18 protein-coding genes are annotated in these 17,221 nt (G+C 56.2%); 17 read left to right on the forward strand and 1 reads right to left on the reverse strand.

Annotated elements, in window-relative coordinates:
* Positions 1 to 40: 40 nt before the first annotated feature.
* Positions 41 to 1,519 carry an AAA family ATPase gene (locus AC1Q5O_RS25315; protein ID WP_492566833.1) on the reverse strand — a complete coding sequence of 493 codons (1,479 nt, stop codon included), beginning with the start codon at positions 1,517 to 1,519 and terminating at the stop codon, positions 41 to 43.
* Positions 1,520 to 1,949: 430 nt separating this feature from the next.
* On the opposite strand from AC1Q5O_RS25315, the gene AC1Q5O_RS25320 reads away from it, so the two are divergent.
* The 17 genes from AC1Q5O_RS25320 to AC1Q5O_RS25400 all read left to right on the forward strand — a co-directional run bounded on the left by AC1Q5O_RS25320 (position 1,950) and on the right by AC1Q5O_RS25400 (position 17,220).
* A complete protein-coding gene (locus AC1Q5O_RS25320) occupies positions 1,950 to 2,213 on the forward strand; it encodes a hypothetical protein (RefSeq protein WP_492566835.1) in 264 nt (87 codons plus the stop codon).
* A 531-nt stretch (positions 2,214 to 2,744) separates the two neighbouring features.
* Positions 2,745 to 4,553 carry a hypothetical protein gene (locus tag AC1Q5O_RS25325; protein WP_492566837.1) on the forward strand — a complete coding sequence of 603 codons (1,809 nt, stop codon included), beginning with the start codon at positions 2,745 to 2,747 and terminating at the stop codon, positions 4,551 to 4,553.
* Complete coding sequence (locus tag AC1Q5O_RS25330; protein ID WP_492566838.1) at positions 4,553 to 5,047, forward strand: hypothetical protein; 495 nt, start codon at positions 4,553 to 4,555, stop codon at positions 5,045 to 5,047. Before AC1Q5O_RS25325 ends, AC1Q5O_RS25330 begins: the two co-directional genes overlap by 1 nt.
* Positions 5,044 to 5,763, forward strand: coding sequence for a glycoside hydrolase family 108 protein (locus AC1Q5O_RS25335; RefSeq protein ID WP_492566840.1), 720 nt, complete (start codon positions 5,044 to 5,046; stop codon positions 5,761 to 5,763). The genes AC1Q5O_RS25330 and AC1Q5O_RS25335 overlap by 4 nt, the downstream gene beginning before the upstream one ends.
* Positions 5,763 to 6,269, forward strand: a complete 507-nt coding sequence (locus AC1Q5O_RS25340) for a hypothetical protein (protein WP_492566842.1) — start codon at positions 5,763 to 5,765, stop codon at positions 6,267 to 6,269. Before AC1Q5O_RS25335 ends, AC1Q5O_RS25340 begins: the two co-directional genes overlap by 1 nt.
* Entirely contained in the window at positions 6,266 to 6,589 is a 324-nt protein-coding gene (locus tag AC1Q5O_RS25345) for a hypothetical protein (protein WP_492566844.1), read from the forward strand. Before AC1Q5O_RS25340 ends, AC1Q5O_RS25345 begins: the two co-directional genes overlap by 4 nt.
* Positions 6,586 to 7,050 carry a hypothetical protein gene (locus AC1Q5O_RS25350; RefSeq protein ID WP_492566846.1) on the forward strand — a complete coding sequence of 155 codons (465 nt, stop codon included), beginning with the start codon at positions 6,586 to 6,588 and terminating at the stop codon, positions 7,048 to 7,050. Before AC1Q5O_RS25345 ends, AC1Q5O_RS25350 begins: the two co-directional genes overlap by 4 nt.
* A gap of 1 nt (position 7,051) precedes the next feature.
* Positions 7,052 to 7,516: a phage tail fiber repeat family protein gene (locus AC1Q5O_RS25355; protein WP_492566848.1), complete on the forward strand. Its 465-nt coding sequence runs from the start codon at positions 7,052 to 7,054 to the stop codon at positions 7,514 to 7,516.
* A 2-nt stretch (positions 7,517 to 7,518) separates the two neighbouring features.
* The gene (terL, locus tag AC1Q5O_RS25360; protein ID WP_492566850.1) at positions 7,519 to 9,084 is read left to right on the forward strand and encodes a phage terminase large subunit; all 1,566 of its coding nucleotides are present in this window, start codon (positions 7,519 to 7,521) and stop codon (positions 9,082 to 9,084) included.
* 1 nt (position 9,085) lies between these two features.
* Positions 9,086 to 11,356 (forward strand): hypothetical protein, encoded by a 2,271-nt coding sequence (locus AC1Q5O_RS25365; RefSeq protein ID WP_492566852.1) that lies wholly within the window; start codon positions 9,086 to 9,088, stop codon positions 11,354 to 11,356.
* Positions 11,357 to 11,421: 65 nt separating this feature from the next.
* Positions 11,422 to 12,564: a hypothetical protein gene (locus AC1Q5O_RS25370; RefSeq protein WP_492566854.1), complete on the forward strand. Its 1,143-nt coding sequence runs from the start codon at positions 11,422 to 11,424 to the stop codon at positions 12,562 to 12,564.
* Positions 12,565 to 12,579: 15 nt separating this feature from the next.
* Positions 12,580 to 13,683 carry a phage major capsid protein gene (locus tag AC1Q5O_RS25375; protein ID WP_492566856.1) on the forward strand — a complete coding sequence of 368 codons (1,104 nt, stop codon included), beginning with the start codon at positions 12,580 to 12,582 and terminating at the stop codon, positions 13,681 to 13,683.
* Positions 13,684 to 13,771: 88 nt separating this feature from the next.
* Positions 13,772 to 14,176, forward strand: a complete 405-nt coding sequence (locus AC1Q5O_RS25380; RefSeq protein ID WP_492566858.1) for a hypothetical protein — start codon at positions 13,772 to 13,774, stop codon at positions 14,174 to 14,176.
* A gap of 3 nt (positions 14,177 to 14,179) precedes the next feature.
* Positions 14,180 to 14,890 (forward strand): phage adaptor protein, encoded by a 711-nt coding sequence (locus tag AC1Q5O_RS25385; RefSeq protein WP_492566860.1) that lies wholly within the window; start codon positions 14,180 to 14,182, stop codon positions 14,888 to 14,890.
* A 3-nt stretch (positions 14,891 to 14,893) separates the two neighbouring features.
* Entirely contained in the window at positions 14,894 to 16,255 is a 1,362-nt protein-coding gene (locus tag AC1Q5O_RS25390) for a hypothetical protein (protein ID WP_492566862.1), read from the forward strand.
* Complete coding sequence (locus AC1Q5O_RS25395; protein ID WP_492566864.1) at positions 16,248 to 16,742, forward strand: hypothetical protein; 495 nt, start codon at positions 16,248 to 16,250, stop codon at positions 16,740 to 16,742. The genes AC1Q5O_RS25390 and AC1Q5O_RS25395 overlap by 8 nt, the downstream gene beginning before the upstream one ends.
* Positions 16,723 to 17,220, forward strand: a complete 498-nt coding sequence (locus AC1Q5O_RS25400) for a GNAT family N-acetyltransferase (protein WP_492566866.1) — start codon at positions 16,723 to 16,725, stop codon at positions 17,218 to 17,220. Before AC1Q5O_RS25395 ends, AC1Q5O_RS25400 begins: the two co-directional genes overlap by 20 nt.
* The last annotated feature ends 1 nt before the right edge of the window (position 17,221 follow it).

The following is a 17,221-nucleotide window of genomic DNA, read 5'->3' on the forward strand; positions in this document are numbered from 1 at the left end:
AGTGTTTCCCTTTGTCTTGAATGTTGTGTTTGTATGCCGCTTAAAGCGACACACTATCAAAATCGGTTGCGGCTTTTCCGGCGCTTACGGCGGGCTTGCCGGTCAGCTTATTGAAATCAAGATGGGCCTTCGCAAGCTCATTGATTGCGACAGCGTCGTCGGCGGGCGCGTGGTTGATAATGCAGTTCTGGAAAGCCCGACGCGCGGCGATATCGTCAAGCAGGTCGTGGGCGAATGCCACCATGCGCCGGAAAGACAAGCCTTCCGTGATATCGCCCTGCTCGCCCGCCTTGCGTGTCTTGGCTGCAAAATCGACAATGGTTTCAGCCATGGCTTGAGGGCAACCGGCTTTCGCGGTGAGCGCTTGGATTTCAAGGTTGCGAGGGAGGTAATCGACACTCAAAATCTTGGCCGCACGATCAAGGAACGCGGCATTCATGTTATTGGTGTCGGAATACCTGCCAGTTGCATCACCATTGCCCGCCGTGTTGTCTGCGATAACAAACGTCACGCCTTGCGCACATGGCACAACCTCGCCGCTGTGTTCGGCAAGCGTCAAGAAACGGTGGTCAAGCAATGTCTGATAGAGCGCCAAGACACCAGCCCGGCAAAACGTCGGTTCGTCCAGAATGATGATCGTACCGGCCCGGCGAATGGCCGCAGTCAACACGCCGTCTTTCCATTCGACCCCGCCGTTGCTTGATGGATACATGGAACCGATAAGTTCAACCGGTTCGGTTGTCCTATGGTGCGCAATGCGGACGCATGGGCGCTTTGTCCGGGCTGCAATCTCGCGTGGCAAGGATGTCTTGCCCGTGCCTTTTGGTCCTGCAAGCCAAATCGTGTCGCTGCGCTCAAGAGCAACAAGCACGTCTTCAAGCAAATCGTCTTGAAAGACGAAAGCGCGGTCAATGCGCGGCGCGTCTGACGCATTCCACATACGAACGTGGCGACTGCGCAGGGAAGGGGATTTTACAGGAAAGAGTGATCCAACGCTTTCCAGCGCAACCGGCTTTGCTTGCGGCAGGCTTCCGGCCGGAACTGACGCCAATGGCACGACATTGGAGATATCGTCTTTTGCAGCGAGGGCAACATGCGCAATCGCGTTTTCCAGAGGGCCGATTACCTTGTCGCTCATGAACGGGCGAAGGTTGTCCAGCGCGTCACGTGCAACGGTCATGGCAGCGTCAAGGGACGGCGTGTCGCTGACATCGGTCGCAGCCTCGACCGGGTTTTGTGCCGGTGCCGTTTCGTCAGGCGTTGCCGTGTCTGCATTGTCTGCCGCGTCAACAGACAGACCGTCAACGCGAATTTCCAGAATGTAAGCCACCGTCAACAGTTCGTCTTTTGTGAGTTGGCCGGTGTTGCGGCCCTGCAGCATCATCGTGCGCAAATCGCTCCATAGTCCGTGTTCGGCAATGGCGGATTTCAATGCGCTGCGCGTGGCGCTGGTCAATTTCTGGGACTTGTCAGCGGCTTGAAAAGCGTCATTCCAGCGGGCTTTCAGGGTGTCAGTCATCTTTGAGTTTCCTTCGTTTTGATGTTATGTTGTTACACGGTACGCGACCCAAATCAGCGGGCTTGTTGTTTGTGTAGCTCGTTACGTTTTGTAACGCAAGACATAAAAGACACAGAAAGACAAAAAAGACATGGCACGGATCAAAAAGCAAAAAGGGCCTACGTTTTCAGGCCGCACAAAAGAACAGGGTGTGCCGCTTGCGCTGGCAGCGGTACGGCATAAGACGTTTATTCAAAACCTCCCCAAATGTAAGCACTGCGGACAACCGGCAATGCGCGGGCAAATGGTGTGCCGCAAGCACGGTGGCGCTAGTGTTGCAGCCCGTCGTGGGGAATATGTCGGGTACGCGCGACATGTGAAGTTTTCAAAAGCGGCTATCGAAGGTTAGCCAGTTTGGCCCTGATTTGGGGTGAATGAGGGAGTTTTCCAAATGACAGACGTAGTCAATCCCGGTTTAAAGCAATTGGTGATCAATACTTTGAGGGGCGTGTGCGAAGACAAGGCCGCTCCGGCGGCTGCGAAAGCCACTGCGGCCCGCACTTTGGCGGAGATTGAAGGGCTGCTCGGCAAGTTCCAAACCGTTCCAATTCGTAACGATACCGAAGGCGAAAACATGAGCGAAACGGATATCGACCAAGAAATCCAAGAGCTTCGCAAGCGTACTGCCGCGAATAGTGCTGCGCTGAACCAATAACCCCAATGAAATCAATGACAGGCACAACATTAATAGTGTTGTGTCCTGCCTTGCGCTGGTCGTGACACCTAGACACGTGACCAAAAGTTTGCCGCAGACATGAGACACAATGTCACGTTATAACGTGACCCGACCCCCGGCCACCCCCTGACTGGCCGCGCTGCGGAAGTGTTCCCCCACACGCACAAAATTTTTCGTTCTGACCTCTTTGGAAAACTCGAAAAACCCAGCAATACCAAGCTGCTTTGAAAACTTTATGGATACAAAGCGAACTACACAAACCCCAATAACCTTGCCCGTTGGGGGTGGGTGAGGGGGGTATATACCCCCGTAGGGGGTTAATATACCCCCACTCCCCACCCCCAAAACTTCGGCTGTCTCACTCCGCCTCGCCTTGTTCGATGTGTCTGCCGCTATTGCCAACAAAACCAACATGAGCTAGACATCCGAGACAGACAGCCGTGCGGATACCGGGCCTAGAGCGCGAAACTGACCCCGACACGCTACCAAAACTCAAGCAGGTTTCGGGCCATGGCGTCTCCCACGAAGATCACATACACGTTCTCATTCACGGACTTTCAGACACACAACGCCGACACGCCGTTGCCCGGCGACGAGGTGGACATTGCGCTGCGCGAAGTGAAACGCGCCTCGGATCAGACGATTGATCGTTTGAACATGATCCAGCGCGACGACGGCCAGTTGGCAAACAAGTCCGTTGGTGCCGAACAGATGAAGGACGATGTCTACGGCGTCTTTCAAGGTTATGTCGGTCAAGCCAAGACACACGCCGACAACGCAGCCGTCAGTGCTGGCAATGCACATAACTCCGAACTCAATTCGAAGGCGTCCGAAACAAACGCCAAGACCAGCGAAACCAACACAAAAACGTCCGAGACAAACGCAAAGGGGTCGGAAACAAACGCTGCACAGAGTGCTGCGGCCGCACTGGCGTCCGAGAACAAGGCGAAGACCTCGGAAACGAACGCCAAAACGTCCGAGACAAACGCAAAGACCAGCGAAACCAACTCCAAGACGTCTGAAACCAACTCTAAGGTGTCCGAAACCAATGCGAAGGCCAGCGAAGATGCTGCCGCCCAGAGCGCCGCGCACGTTGATATTGCTGTCTCGCACCTTGCCGGTGGCCTGACAGGTCAGGCCATGCTCAAGCGGAGCAATACGGACTTCGACTACGGTTGGTTCACGATCCCCGGCGGCGGTGACATGCTGGTTGCGATCTATGACACGAACCGAGATGGGAAGGTTGATGCTGCGGATCGCGCCGACCGCGCAACGCTCGCCGACTCTGTCTTCTGGGAAGATGTGAAGCTGAAACCGGCTTTCGGGACTGCCGCTCTTGCCAACACAGCTGACTTTGCGACCGCCGCACAAGGCACCAAGGCGGATAACGCCCTTGCCGCGCCAGATTTGCTTGCGGCTCCTTTAAAGGCCGTTCCCGTTGACAATGACACGCTGGTTGCGTTGGACAGCGAAGACAGCGGCAAGATCAAGCGCTTTACGTGGTTGGCGATCAAAAGCAGGCTCAAAGCCTATTTCGATCCGATCTATCAGGCTGCATTGGGTTTCACGCCTCTTAACAAGGCTGGTGATGCACTCGCGGGCAACCTGTCATTTGGTATTGGCCACCTTGAAACGACCGGCGACATCTACGCCGCCCGCACTGCCGCGCCCAACACAGGTGTTTTATATCTAGGCAGTTCGGGCACCAAGTATCTATTTTTTGACGGCACAAGATACCAACTTCCGGGTGCACCGTTGAGCGTGGATAAACTCGATGCTGGCGGTCGGATTACTACCACAGCTGACATTGTGGCAGCCGGTTCACTCTACGCTGCGAACGGCAATGCCGCCCTCAACACAGATGGCAACATTTCGGGTTCTCGTTGGGGTTCTTGGACTGGCGCGGCTAGTGCTTGGGCTTTCGATGCAATTGACGCGCGGATTGAGCGCCGCGCCGAGGATTGGGCACGCGCCGTGGGCGCAAACTACATCTCACGGGATCGCGTTACGTCTGGCGGCTTCGTTGGTGGTGACGTTAATCAGCCATACTTCATGTTCGACGGCTGGTCGATTGAAACCCTCATTTCAAACCGCAACTTGCCGTACAGGATTAGCGCCTTGGGGGCCGGTGGAATTGGCACCTATGCGCTCGCCAGCTCCATCAACACGCGCAGTCCCGGTGATCAAGAAAACGGGGCAAATCTGCGCTATTCAACCGGTGGTGGCGGCACGCCAAACAGTTCAGTCGGTGGTGGGTCGTGGCGTTGCATGAGCTATTCAACCACCACCTTTCCCGGTCTTTGGTTGAGGTACGCATAATGGATGAGATATCAAACACAGAGCTGGTCAACCCATGGGAAGTTCAGTCGATCACTGATCTGCAGTGGGCTGACGCGGGCAATACGGTGTTCACCTGCAAAGTGGTGTTCAAACACATGTCCGGGGTTCAACCGTTCGCGGCCACCGCTGCAGACACAGAAGCGCATTGCCGCGATATCTTTCAACGTGGTGTTGCCGGAGAGTGGGGCGCAATCCATCCCTTTGTGCCGCCGACGCCGGAACAGGTCCGTGCCAACATGCCGACACTGCAAAAATGGCGTGTCGAAGCGATTATTGACCTGCACAACCTGCGCGCCCCGATTGATGCCGCCATTGATGCGTTGCCGGAACCGCAGCGGACTACTGCCCGGAGCAAGCGCCAGTATGTCACCGAATTTTCTCGCGTCGATCCGCTGTTCAGCATCATTGGGCAGGCAGTGAACAAGACGCCCGAAGAAATCGACGCCCTTTGGCTGGAGGCCGCAACGCTGTGACAAAATCCAATTTCAAGAAATGTCTCGCCGTCACTCTGAAACATGAGGGTGCGTGGTCCGACAATCCGAAAGACCCCGGCGGGGCCACCATGAAGGGCGTGACGCTCGCGACATACCGTCGTCGCAAGCCCAACGCCACCAAACAGGATTTGCGAAACATCACGCAAGCCGAACTGGAAGAGATTTACCTGTCTGATTATTGGCTGCCGGTCAAAGGAGACACGCTTGAGACAGGCGTTGACCTGGCTGCCTTTGATTATGGCGTTAATTCCGGCCCGCAGACATCGCGCAACCAGCTCTTGAAGGTGGTCGGCGGCACTCCCGTCCAGACCATCAAGAAACTCTGCGCGAAACGTCTGGGAATTTACCAGACATTCAAGACGTGGAAGACGTTCGGCAAGGGTTGGGCGCGGCGTATCGCGGAAGTTGAAGCAACCGCAGTGTCTTGGGCGCTCGGTGCCACCGCCAACGCAAAGCCCGTCTTGGAACAGGAAGCAAAATCCGCATCTGCCACGGCCAAGAAACAGGCAACCGGCGCGGTCGGTACTGCGACCGGATCGTCTGTTGGGTCCGGTGCTGTTGTAGACAATGCTGATCAGTGGGCCGGTATCGCCGTGGGCGGTGTCCTGATCGTCGGCGTCTTGGTGGTCATCTATCTCGTCTGGCGCGCGCATGTGAACAGCGAACGCGCGAAAGCATATCAAGGGGTCATGTAATGGACGCCGCAATCCTCAAAACCATCAAGGACGCCGCGATCCGCACCGGCTCGGATGTGGTGAAAGAACTTTTGGACCGTCAGTTGGGGCCGACGCTCGGCGGCGTGGCGGGTTCGATCATTGATACCGTCTCGACTTCGCTTGGTGTCACCCCGGAGGAAATCCCGGCCCAAGACCCGGCATCGGTTGACAAGGCAGTCGCGAATACGAACGAAAACCCGGAAATTCTCAAGCTCTACATCGAGCAACAGAAACAGACCAATGAGCTTTTGACGCAGGAAATGTCCAAGTCCGAAAGTCTCTGGACGTGGGCTTGGCGTCCGGCGTGGATGTGGTTCCTCATGGTGGTCTGGGGCTGTGTCTTCATTGTTTTTCCGCTGGCCAATGCCTCATTCAAGGCTGCAATTCCACTCCCGGATATCGACGCCGCAACAAGCCTGACGATTGCGTATCTCGGCCTGTATCTCGGCGGACATACCGCGAAAACTATCTGGGGGCGGGGATGAACCTGTTTAATCTGGACCTTAGCTGGTGGTTTGCGGTGATCGGGGCCGCTCTATTGCGTGTCTTCACGTCGGAAAAGCAAAGCTTTCTCCGCTCGATCATCGTTGTGTGTGCGGCTGTCTTTGTCGCCTACCATTTTACGGCGCCGGTCTTGGATTGGCTGCAGCTCCCGCCGGAGATCTACAACAACCCTGTTGCCGCCCTGCTCGCTTTGACGGGCGAGGGCATCATGCGCTGGATCATCGGCGCAGCAAACGACCCCTCCAAAATCTTTGACTTGCTTCGGTCATGGAGGGGTGGCGGAGGGAGCGACAAACAATGACCCATAAGCGTACATGGCCCGCTTTCATCGTTGTTGGGTGGTTCGTCATTCTGGCGGTTTCCGTCTGGCACTCAAACATGCCGGCTAGCAGCTGGTTTGACGTGTCTAAGGTCTACGTCTTTGACAGTGTCGAGGGCGAGACACCCGGCATGATTGCAGACAGGACGATCCGCAAATCCTTTCATGCGCAATGGGTGGTGACGGTCTACCGGAAGGGCGCGCGGGGGTTTTACCCGTTCTGTCTTTCGACGGGGACGAACAGCTATGACGTGGACGATGTTCTCCCGGATCGTTTGGACCTCGATTTCTGGACGTGGCCGGTGCGTTGCCAGCTTCCGCAGGGCCAATATCAGGTCCGCACCCGCTGGATCATCAACCCGGTTGGGTACGCCATGCGCGAGGTCCGCGCCAACTCCAATGTCTTCACCGTTCGACCGAAAACCCAACTAGGAGCGCGCTGATATGCCTTTGCCCGGACGATTTGAACGGGACGTGAAAAACGTTGTGGAGAACAGCCTTGACCTCGATCCGGGGAGCATCGCTGCGCGTCTTGATGACATGCAGTCGCAGGTCAACGGGAAAGCTGCCATCAACCACACGCACAGCATTGCGCAGGTCACGGGGCTTCCGAATGCGCTCAACGATAAGGCCGACGCGGCAGCCACACAGACGGCGCTGAATAGCAAGGCGGATGCCACCGATACCCAAAATGCGTTGGCACAAAAGGCAAATACCAGCGATGTGACAACACTGTTGGTTAATAAAGCAGACATTAAAGGCAATGCACTGCAGCTCCCGTCCTGCCTGTCTACGTCTAAGCCCGCGGCAGCTCCGGCCGGACGCCTTGTCTATGTCTCAGACACAGCAATCGTCGCGTTTTCCGACGGCACCGACTGGCGTGATGTCGGTACGAAAGCGGTGATCTGACGATGGACGATACAGAACGTCTCCTGTCTTTGCTGGAACGCAAAAGGTGCATCACTCAGGCGCGTTCCAGCTTGATCGACTTCACCAAATACATGTTGCCGTCACCTGATTTCCCCGACGACGTGACAAGATCGCTGTATCAAGATCAGCGCCACCACCACGCCATTGCGAAGTCTCTTGAGGCTGTGGAAATGGGGCTTATCCACCGCCTGATTATTTCCGTTCCTCCCCGGCACGGGAAGTCCGAGCTTGCGTCACGCAATTTTCCGGCGTGGTTCTTGGGGCGCAATCCAAACAAGCACATCATTTTTGGCACGTATAACGAAAAGCTGTCTTGGGATTTCGGTCGCAATGTGCGCGACATCCTCAACAAGCCTCAGTACCGGCAGGTTTTCCCTGACGCGCAGTTGAAATCCGGCGCTGCCGCCGTTGATCGCCTTGAACTGACAGAGGGCGGCGTGATGTTCTTCACTGGCCGGGGCGGTTCCGCCACCGGTCGCGGTGGTCACATCCTCCTGATTGACGATCCGATCAAGGATCGCAAAGAGGCAGACAGCAAGACAATCCGCGAAAGCCTGTGGTCTTGGTACAACCAAGTCATCAAGTCGCGCATGATGACCAAGACAGGCGCGATCATCATCATTCAGACACGCTGGCATGAAGACGACCTTATCGGGCGCTTGACGGACCCGACAAACCCTTGCTTCAACGCGGCAGAGGCGAAGAAATGGCACATCATCGACTTGCCAGCTCTCGCCTATGAAAATGACGTTCTTGGCCGCAAGCCCGGCGAGGCATTGTGGCCGGAACGCTTTGATGAGCCGTACTTGCGGTCATTCCAGCAGTCCGACAGTCGCGGTTTTCAAGCCCTGTATCAGGGTCGGCCCGCGCCGGAGGAAGGCGCGTTCTTCAATGTCGATTACATCCGCACCTACAGCGGCATGAAGGAACTCCCCCCACGCGATGAACTCAAATTCTATGTCGCGTCTGACCATGCTGTCTCCACACAGCAAAATCGTGACAAGACATGTCTGTTGGTTGTTGCAGTAGACAAAGAAGACAATATATGGGTAATGCCAGACATCTACTGGAAACGCGCGCCGACAGATGAGGTTGTAGAAGCGATGCTCCACACCATGAAGCACTACAAACCTGTGTTTTGGTGGGCGGAGCGCGGCCACATCTCAAAGTCTATTGGGCCGTTCCTGCGCAAGCGCATGTTGGAGACACGCACCTACGCGGCTGTCATTGAAGTCACGCCGACGCAAGACAAGGTTGCTCGCGCACAGCCCATTCATGCCCGCATGGCCATGGGGAAAATCTATTTCCCGGCCTTCGCCAAGTGGTGGGGAGACGCCCGCAATGAGCTTTTGAAGTTCCCGCAGGGCCTTCACGACGATTTCGTAGACGCGCTCGCATACATCGGCATGGGCCTGATGCAGCAGCGGCACGTCACGGCAACGGCTCCAAAAATCGAAGCATCCCGCATGACTTATGGTTGGCTCAAGGAAAGTTCCAAGCGCCAGCAAGCCGCCGACCGCGCAAAAATGGATACGAAAGGCTGGTAAAATGGACAACACCGAAGAACTCGTAAGCCTCAACACTCTTGAGCAGTCCATTTTGGGCGGTCAGACGGACGCTGCCGACACATCGTCCGGCATGAAGCGCGAGCCGGACAAGGAAGCGACCGAGGCCGAAAAGCGGCTTGTGAAGACATGGCAAGACAAGGTTCTTGCTGGCAAAAAGCACTGGAAGCCTGACTTTACCCGCATGCGTGAAGACCAGACATTTGCGTATGGCCTGCAGTGGGACGGTCAGAAAGAGCTGAACGGCTCAAAAGCCGAAAGCGACAACGCCGATAAGTATGTTGCGAACATCACGCTCCGCCACGTGCAGCAGCGTGTCGCGGCTCTTTATGCCAAAAATCCGAAGGCTGTTGCGCGGCGGCGCGAACAGATTTTGCACACTGTCTGGGATGGTACGAACCAATCGCTGCAGACAGCCCAGACCCAAATTCAGATGATGCAGCAGATGATGCCTACGCTCATGCAGCAGATGCAGTCTGGCGACATGGTGGGGGCCATGGGGTCTATCATGTCTGGAATGCAGGCCATGCCGCAGATGCAGCAGGCTCAAAGCGTATTACAGGACGCGGAAAATGTCCGGCAGCAGTCGAGCATGTTGGACACCATCGCCCGGACGCTCGAACTTGTGCAGGGTTATACGATCCAAGAGCAGGCGCACGATTTCAAGATCATGATGAAGCTCCTTGTTCGGCGGGCGGTCACATCCGGCGTCGGGTATGTCAAAATCGGCTACCAGCGTGTCATGAAGCGCGACCCGGACAAAGAAGCGGCGATTGCAGACATGACGCAGCAGCTTTCGAGCATGCAGCGCCGGTCGGCAGACCTTGCTGACGGCAAGATTGACGAAAACAGCCCGGAAGTTGCCGCCCTGCAGGCTCAAATTGAGGCTGCGCAGAAACAGCAGGACGTGCTTGTGCGTGAGGGCGTTGTCTACGACTATCCGAACAGCACTGCGATTATCCCTGACCCCAAGACACTCAATCTTCGCGAATTTCTTGGCGCGGATTGGGTCGCGCAGGAATATGCGCTGTCTGTTGACGAGATTAAGGAAATCTACGACGTGGACGTGTCCGGCAGCTATACCGGATATCGCAAGGAAGGCGACGACACGACCTCGGAAGTAGAGCGCCGCATGGCTCGCACGGATGGCTCCATGCCGGACGATAGCGATTGCAGCACGGCTCTTGTCTGGGAGGTATATTCCCGCAAGGAAGGCTTGGTGTTCCACATCTGCGACGGTTACCCGGATTTCCTCCGCAAACCGGCAGCGCCCGAAGTCTACATTGAACGGTTCTGGCCTTGGTTCCCCTTCGTTCCCAATGAATGTGACGCGGAGGGTCGGATTTTCCCGCCTTCTGACGTTCGGTTGATCCGCGATATGCAGGGTGAAATCAATCGTTCGCGCCAAGGCATCCGCGAACATCGGATTGCAGCGCGTCCAAAGACACTCACGGCCACCGGGTTCTTGTCTACCGGAGACAAGGAAAAGCTCGTGAACCACCCAAACAACGCGATCATCGAGCTTGAGGGGCTTGCGCCGGGTCAGAAGGTTGAAGACTTGCTGCAGCCCTTCAAGGGTCCACCCATTGACCCGAACCTCTATGAGACAAATTCTGTCTATGAAGACAGTCTCCGGGTGACGGGCATGCAGGAAGCCAATCTCGGCGGGACCGCCGGAGCGACAGCCACCGAGTCCCAAATTGCGGAAAGTTCCCGCATGACAAGCCTTGGTTCCAACATTGATGATCTTGACGACCTTCTGACACAGCTTTTCCGTGCGTCCGGCCAAATTCTCTTGCTGGAAATGTCCGAGGAAACTGCGAAGAAAATCGCGGGGCAGGGTGCAATCTGGCCCACCATGTCAAAGGCAGATGTGGCGCAGGAAATCTATCTTGAGGTCGAGGCCGGTTCGACGGGACGCCCGAACAAGGCGCAGGAAATCCAGAATGCAGAACGCCTTGTGCCTCTGCTTATGCAAATCCCCGGCATTGACCCGGAATTTATGGCCCGCGAACTGATCAAGCGTCTGGATGACCGGATTGATCTGTCTCAAGCCTTTGCTGCGCAGATGCCTTCGATCACAGCGATGAACTCCATGCGCACCATCGCCGCCGGGATGACATCAAACCCGGCGCAAGCTCCTGATGCGCAGGGCGCGCAGGGGGCTTCAAACGGGACACAGCCGCAGAGGCCGGGCGGAGCCAATGGCCCAGACATGGTTTCAGCACCGCAGACACCGATGCAAAATTCTTAGTGTCTGCAATGTTGGTTTTTGCAGAAGACAATGTTATACAATAACGACGAAGACAGGAGACACTAATGTCACTTGAGATTGATACGCAGGAAACATCCGTTCGGGACGATACGCTCACGGTAGACACCGGGACTACTGTCTCAGACACCCCTGCGGCTTCAACCGACACTTCGACATCCTCGGACGCAAACGGCGGGGAGCCGTCTAGCCTCTTGGAGTTCGTCACGAAAGCCGTGCCGGACTTGGAAATCACAGAGGAAGGCGACGACCTTCTCAATGTGTCCAAGGATCAGAATGCCGCGAAAGCGGGAACCGACAAACAGGAAGCCGACCCGACAGCAACCGCTGCCAAAAAGGAGGGATCACCTGCAGGGACGGTCGAAAACCCGGAAGACGACGAAGATAACGAGGCTGAAACCGTCGATGATGGTCAGTCGCTTGATATTTCCTCCAAGGAATTTCAGCGGATGAACTCAAAGACGCGCCGTAAGGTCCGCGCTCTCCAAGAGCAGGCCGTGCGGGTGCAGACTCTTGAGGCACCGGCCCGCGCGGCTGAAAGCCTCAATGCGTATCTTCAAGAAAGCAACATCGACAACGAAAGCTTCACGACCCTTTTGGGTCTTGGTGCCGCGTTGCAGAAGGGCGATTTCAAGACATTCTTGGAAGGTGTCGCCCCCTATGTTCAGCTCGCACAGGAGTATATGGGGCATACCCTGCCGCAAGACCTCCGCGAGCAAGTCTTGAACGGGCATATGACCGAAGACGGCGCGCGCCATGTTGCGCGGCAGCGTCTTGAGCTTGTCCAGCATAACGAGCGTTTGTCTCGTGAAGCCCGGACAGCATCAGTCCAGCAGGAAGCGTCACAGCGCACCCTCATTGAGCAGAATGCGAACACCATCGCAGACACGGTTACTTCGTGGGAGAACTCAGTCAAAGCCTCGGACCCCGACTACAAGCACAAAGAAGCAGCCATTCGGGATTTCACACGCGCCATTTTGGCAGAACGCGGTGCGCCGCGCGATGTCAATCAGGCATTGGACATGGCCAAAGAGGCATACCGCCGGGCCAATGATTACGCGAAGCAGTTTGCGCCGCGTCCACGTCCAACGGCGACAACCCCAAGTGGCACACGGTCCAACGGCAGCTCAGTCCCCGAACCACGCTCGCTCGCAGAAGCGGCGTTTATGGGACTTCGCGCTGCACAGTAATGTGGAGACAGAGCCATGGCTTTTACGGCTGGTGAACTCAATTCAATCGCCGCTTCGGCGCTCGATTTCTATTTCAACAAGGGTGATGCTTTCAAGCTCTCCCTGCAGAAGAAACCCCTTCTGAACTGGCTGGAAGGTTCGAAAAAGACTTTCCCCGGCGGCAAGGGCAATATCTCGCTCGGCGTGATCGGCACTTACGGCGCTGGCGGCGTGAATGATGGCGTTAAGGGTTACACCCACAACGACAAGGTTGTCTTCTACACCCCTGCGAATAACCAGCGCCTTAACTTCCCGTGGCGTGAACACCACATCGGTATCACCCTCACGCACACCGAACTGAAAATTGACGGTATTTCCGTCATGGATACGTCCGGCGAACAGCTGCGCAAGCACTCCAGCCGTGAAATGACGGTACTGATCGAATTGCTCGAAACCAAGCTTTTCGACATGGGCGAACGCTACGCTATCACCATGAACAACCTGTTCTGGGGTGATGGCTCGGCAGATGCCAAGGCGCTTGCGGGCGTCCAGTTCCTCATTTCGGACGATCCGTCGGTTGGCGTTGTCGGCGGTCTTGATCGTGCCAACTACGCATTCATGCGCAACCGCGCACGTACCGCGGCTTTCGGCGCGAAGGTTGCGACCACCCCGGCACTCGCTGCGCATGGCGGTGATGCAATCACCTCCAATACGGCGGACGGCGGTGCGCTCCTGACCGTTCTGGACAGCGAGTTCCGTCAGCTCATCCGCTTCGGCGGCAAGCCGACCAAGTTCCTCGCCGGTTCCGACTTCATCGGTGCGATGGAAAAGGAAATGCGGGCCAACGGTCTGTACTCCCAGACCGGCTTTTCGCAGGGCGGTGACGTGTCCATGGGCGCTCTCAACTACAAGGGAACGACCATCGAATACGATCCGACCCTTGACGTTCTTGGGAAGTCCAAGCGCGCATATTGGCTGGATGGGCGCGCAATCTCCCTGCAGGCGATGCAGAACGAATGGCGGCGCAGCCATTCGCCGGAACGCGCACCGGACGAATTTGTCATGTACCGCTCGTTGACTGCGACCGGCCAGCTCGTCGCGCAGCAGTTTGACAGCTCGCTTGTCATCGACATCAAGTAATGTTGGTTAATTAAGACGACATTACAGACATAACCCTGCCGCCGAAAGGCGACAGGGCATCTCCCGAAACCAAACAGGAACCACCCCCATGACTAAGATGCACATGGCTACAGCACTGATCGCATTGGCCGGAGACATTACGAACGTGGTCAACCGGTCGATCAGTAATCCGGTGAGCTGGCCAGAAATCGCAGTTTTGCAGGAAGTTCACGGCGAACAGTGCATCATGTCGTTTGCTGTCTGTGACGAAGTTGAAACCACAGCTGCGGCTGAAAAATCCCGCCTTCTGCAGAAGTATGGCGCGATTGTCGAGGATGTGTATCCGGGCCGCAATCCGCAGATGGAATTCGTGGACCCGACGTTCAAGACTGCCAAGGTTTCAGAACCAAAGAAGACCAAGGCGAAGACCGAAACTGTCTCAGAAGACACGACGGACACCGAAGGCGCAGGCATTGACCCGTTCGCCGGTCAGAGCGGCGGCACAGGGGTCTAATCCATGGCTCGCGGTGTTCAGCTCAGTCAGCTTGTAAAGGATGTCCGTGCAGAGTGCGGGCATTCTATGAGCGTGTCTCAGGGTGTGAACACCCGCGAGAAAATCCAATACCTATTGCGCCGGACACAGACAGAGCTTTTTGAGGCGAGTGATTGGCCGCAGCTCTATGTCTACAGGGACGTGTTACTCCATGCCGGAGACAAGACGTATGATTTCCCGATTGATTTCAGCTTTGAACATACGCTGCATCTTCACTATCTCAACGGCACAACTTGGAGTGCTGTGCCTTACGGTATTGGCGATGCTGAATACTCGGTCTATTCCACAGACACGGACAACCCTACGCGCGCTTCGCCTGTCCAACGTTGGAATTTCGATCCAGACAACGCGCAGTTCGAGGTCTGGCCTGTTCCGCCGACGGACGGGAAAGTCCGGCTTTGGGGAACGAAAGCGCTTGCGCCCTTCGTTGCAGAAAGCGACCGCTGCACTCTAGACGGCACAATGCTCGTGCTGTTCGTCGCTTCCGAAATCCTTGCGAAGTCCAAATCAGAAGACGCGCAGATCAAGCTGCAGAAGGCGCAGGATTTGCTGCGGCGGCTCAAGACACGCTCGGTTTCCAACAAGACCGGGACCGTCGTTTTGGGTGGTGTGGACCCGTACAACGGGCGCCCCACGAAACGTCCATATCTGGACTATATCCCGCGTGGGGGCTGACCGATGCCCTATTTCCTTGTCCACGATTTTTCCGCCGGTCTTGATCTTCGCAAATCGCCCGTGACGGCCCCGGCGGGTACGCTGCGGCGTATCATCAATGCGCATGTCACCCCCGGCGGCGAAATCCAGAAGCGCAAGGCATTTGTTGCGCACGGCAAAGTCCCCGCCGGTTGTTTCGGTCTGGCTGCGCTCGGTCCGAACCTCTACACGTTCAGCAACACCGCGCAGCCTGCATCGCCGGAATATAAGGTGATGCAGCTCCAAACTGGCACCGCGTATCAGCTGGTCAAGCTTCTCGATTGGGATATCTTCGACGGCGACTTGTACGTTGTCTGTGAAGACACCAACAAGAATGTCCAGCATTTCTATGCTGGCAATCGGGTGCCGGACGGCAAGGGCAGGAGCATCAGGACATACCGCCAGAAAATCCATGGTGTCTTGGGCCGGGAATTGTACTTTTCAGCGTTGGGAAATCCGGCCGACTGGAAGGGGACAGGCTCCGGCTTCATCAATTTGTCTACGCAAGATGCAGAAGCAGAAGACCTGATCGGCCTCGAAATCTATTATGACACGCTGGCCGTCATGTCTCGGCGCTCAACTCAGATCTGGAACGTTGACCCAGACCCGCTGAAATATCAGCAAATGCAGGTATTGCGCGCCGCTGGCACCCGCTCGCCTCTGTCTGTGAAGCAGTTCGGCAACGGTGATATCCTGTATCTTTCAGACAGCGGCATCCGTTCGCTCCGGGCGCGCGATAGTTCACAGGCTGCCGCTGTCTCGGACATCGGTTCACCCATTGATTTGCTTTATGATGAACTCCGGCGGACCAAGACAGAGGACTACCTGTCGAGCGCGATCAGCCTTGTTGAACCACTTACGGGCCGGTTCTGGTTGATTTTTGGCGACCGCGTTCTTGTCCTTTCGTTGTTTCCAAGCCCCAAGGTGACAGCGTGGTCAACATACACCCCGAATTTTACGACCGTGGCCGCGACCGTTGTGGACAACGATATTGCTTTGCTGGCCGACGACGGGACGATCTATCGATACGGCGCAGACACCTATGACGCCACCAAGGCCGAAATTCTCACGCCTTTCATGAATGCCGACCGTCCAGCCTCTTTCAAGACGTTCAAAGGTATCGACGCGGCATGCGAGGGGACGTGGAAATTCTACGTCAACACCAACTATCGCGACTTGAGCGCGGAGGAATTTATCGGGTCCGCTGTTGGTTCGACCTTCATGGACGGCGATTTCACCTTTGACGCCTTCGGCTCCCATATTGCGATCCGGGCGGAAACGACCAGCAAATCGGCTGCAACCCTCGCTCACTTGGCGATCCATTATGAGGATGCTGAAAGTGGCTAGTCTTGTCCCGGTAGACGAAATCAACCTTTGGCACGTGCTGCACAATCTGCGCGACGCCGATCAGCACGAGTTCAAGGCCATCTTGCCAGTCTACAACCTCGCAATCGTTGCGTCGGGTGTTCTGTATCACAGCGTTATGTCTTGGGCGGTGCTGGCAGACGACGGCGAACCGGTTGCGATTTTCGGTGCGGGCTGCGGCGGTCAGTATCCCGGCGTTTGCACTGTTTTTGCGTTTGGGACAGTGCGTTGGAACGAAGCATTGCTATTGATCACAAAGCATATTTTGAGGTATATGATACCTCACTTGAAAGCACTGCGCTTTCACAGGGCGGAGTGCATGGCACTCTCAAACCGGGTGGACATCCAGCGTTGGATGAAACTACTCGGAGGCCGTCCAGAAGCGGTGTTGAGCGAACGCTCAACTACCCGTGAAGACATCATTGTCTACGTCTGGAAGGCCAACGAAATTGAAACACCCGGAGCATAGTTCCTTCCTGAAAGACGGCTTCAAGCTCAAGGTTCTTGGGCCGAATGAGCTTGACCAGATTTTTCCCGCTGTCGAGCAGTTCTTCTCTGAAACGCGGGATTGGGACTACCTCACGTTTGACCCAGAGAAAGCCAAGCGCCGTCTTTTGGACAGTGTGGAATACGGCTATGCCCGTGTGGTAGCCGGGTTCGATCAGGACGGAAATCTCTCCGGCTTCGTCGTTGTGTCGTATGACGACAATTTCACCGTCGAGAAGGTCGGGCTTGTCTACGCGATCTATGTCCTGCCGGAATATCGTCGTACTGCGCTACCCCGGCAGCTTATCAATGGTGCGGAAGCCGTAGCCAAATTCGACGGTGCCGTGAACCTTCACGCTCACGCACTCAATCACCTTCCCCGTGGTGGGAAATCCTTTCTCAACTTGCTGTCCAAGCGTGGTTTCGTGCCTTACGCGGGCGGCGCTTGCAAGAGGCTCTAAG

This window comes from Phyllobacterium sp. MT110, from assembly GCF_058792715.1.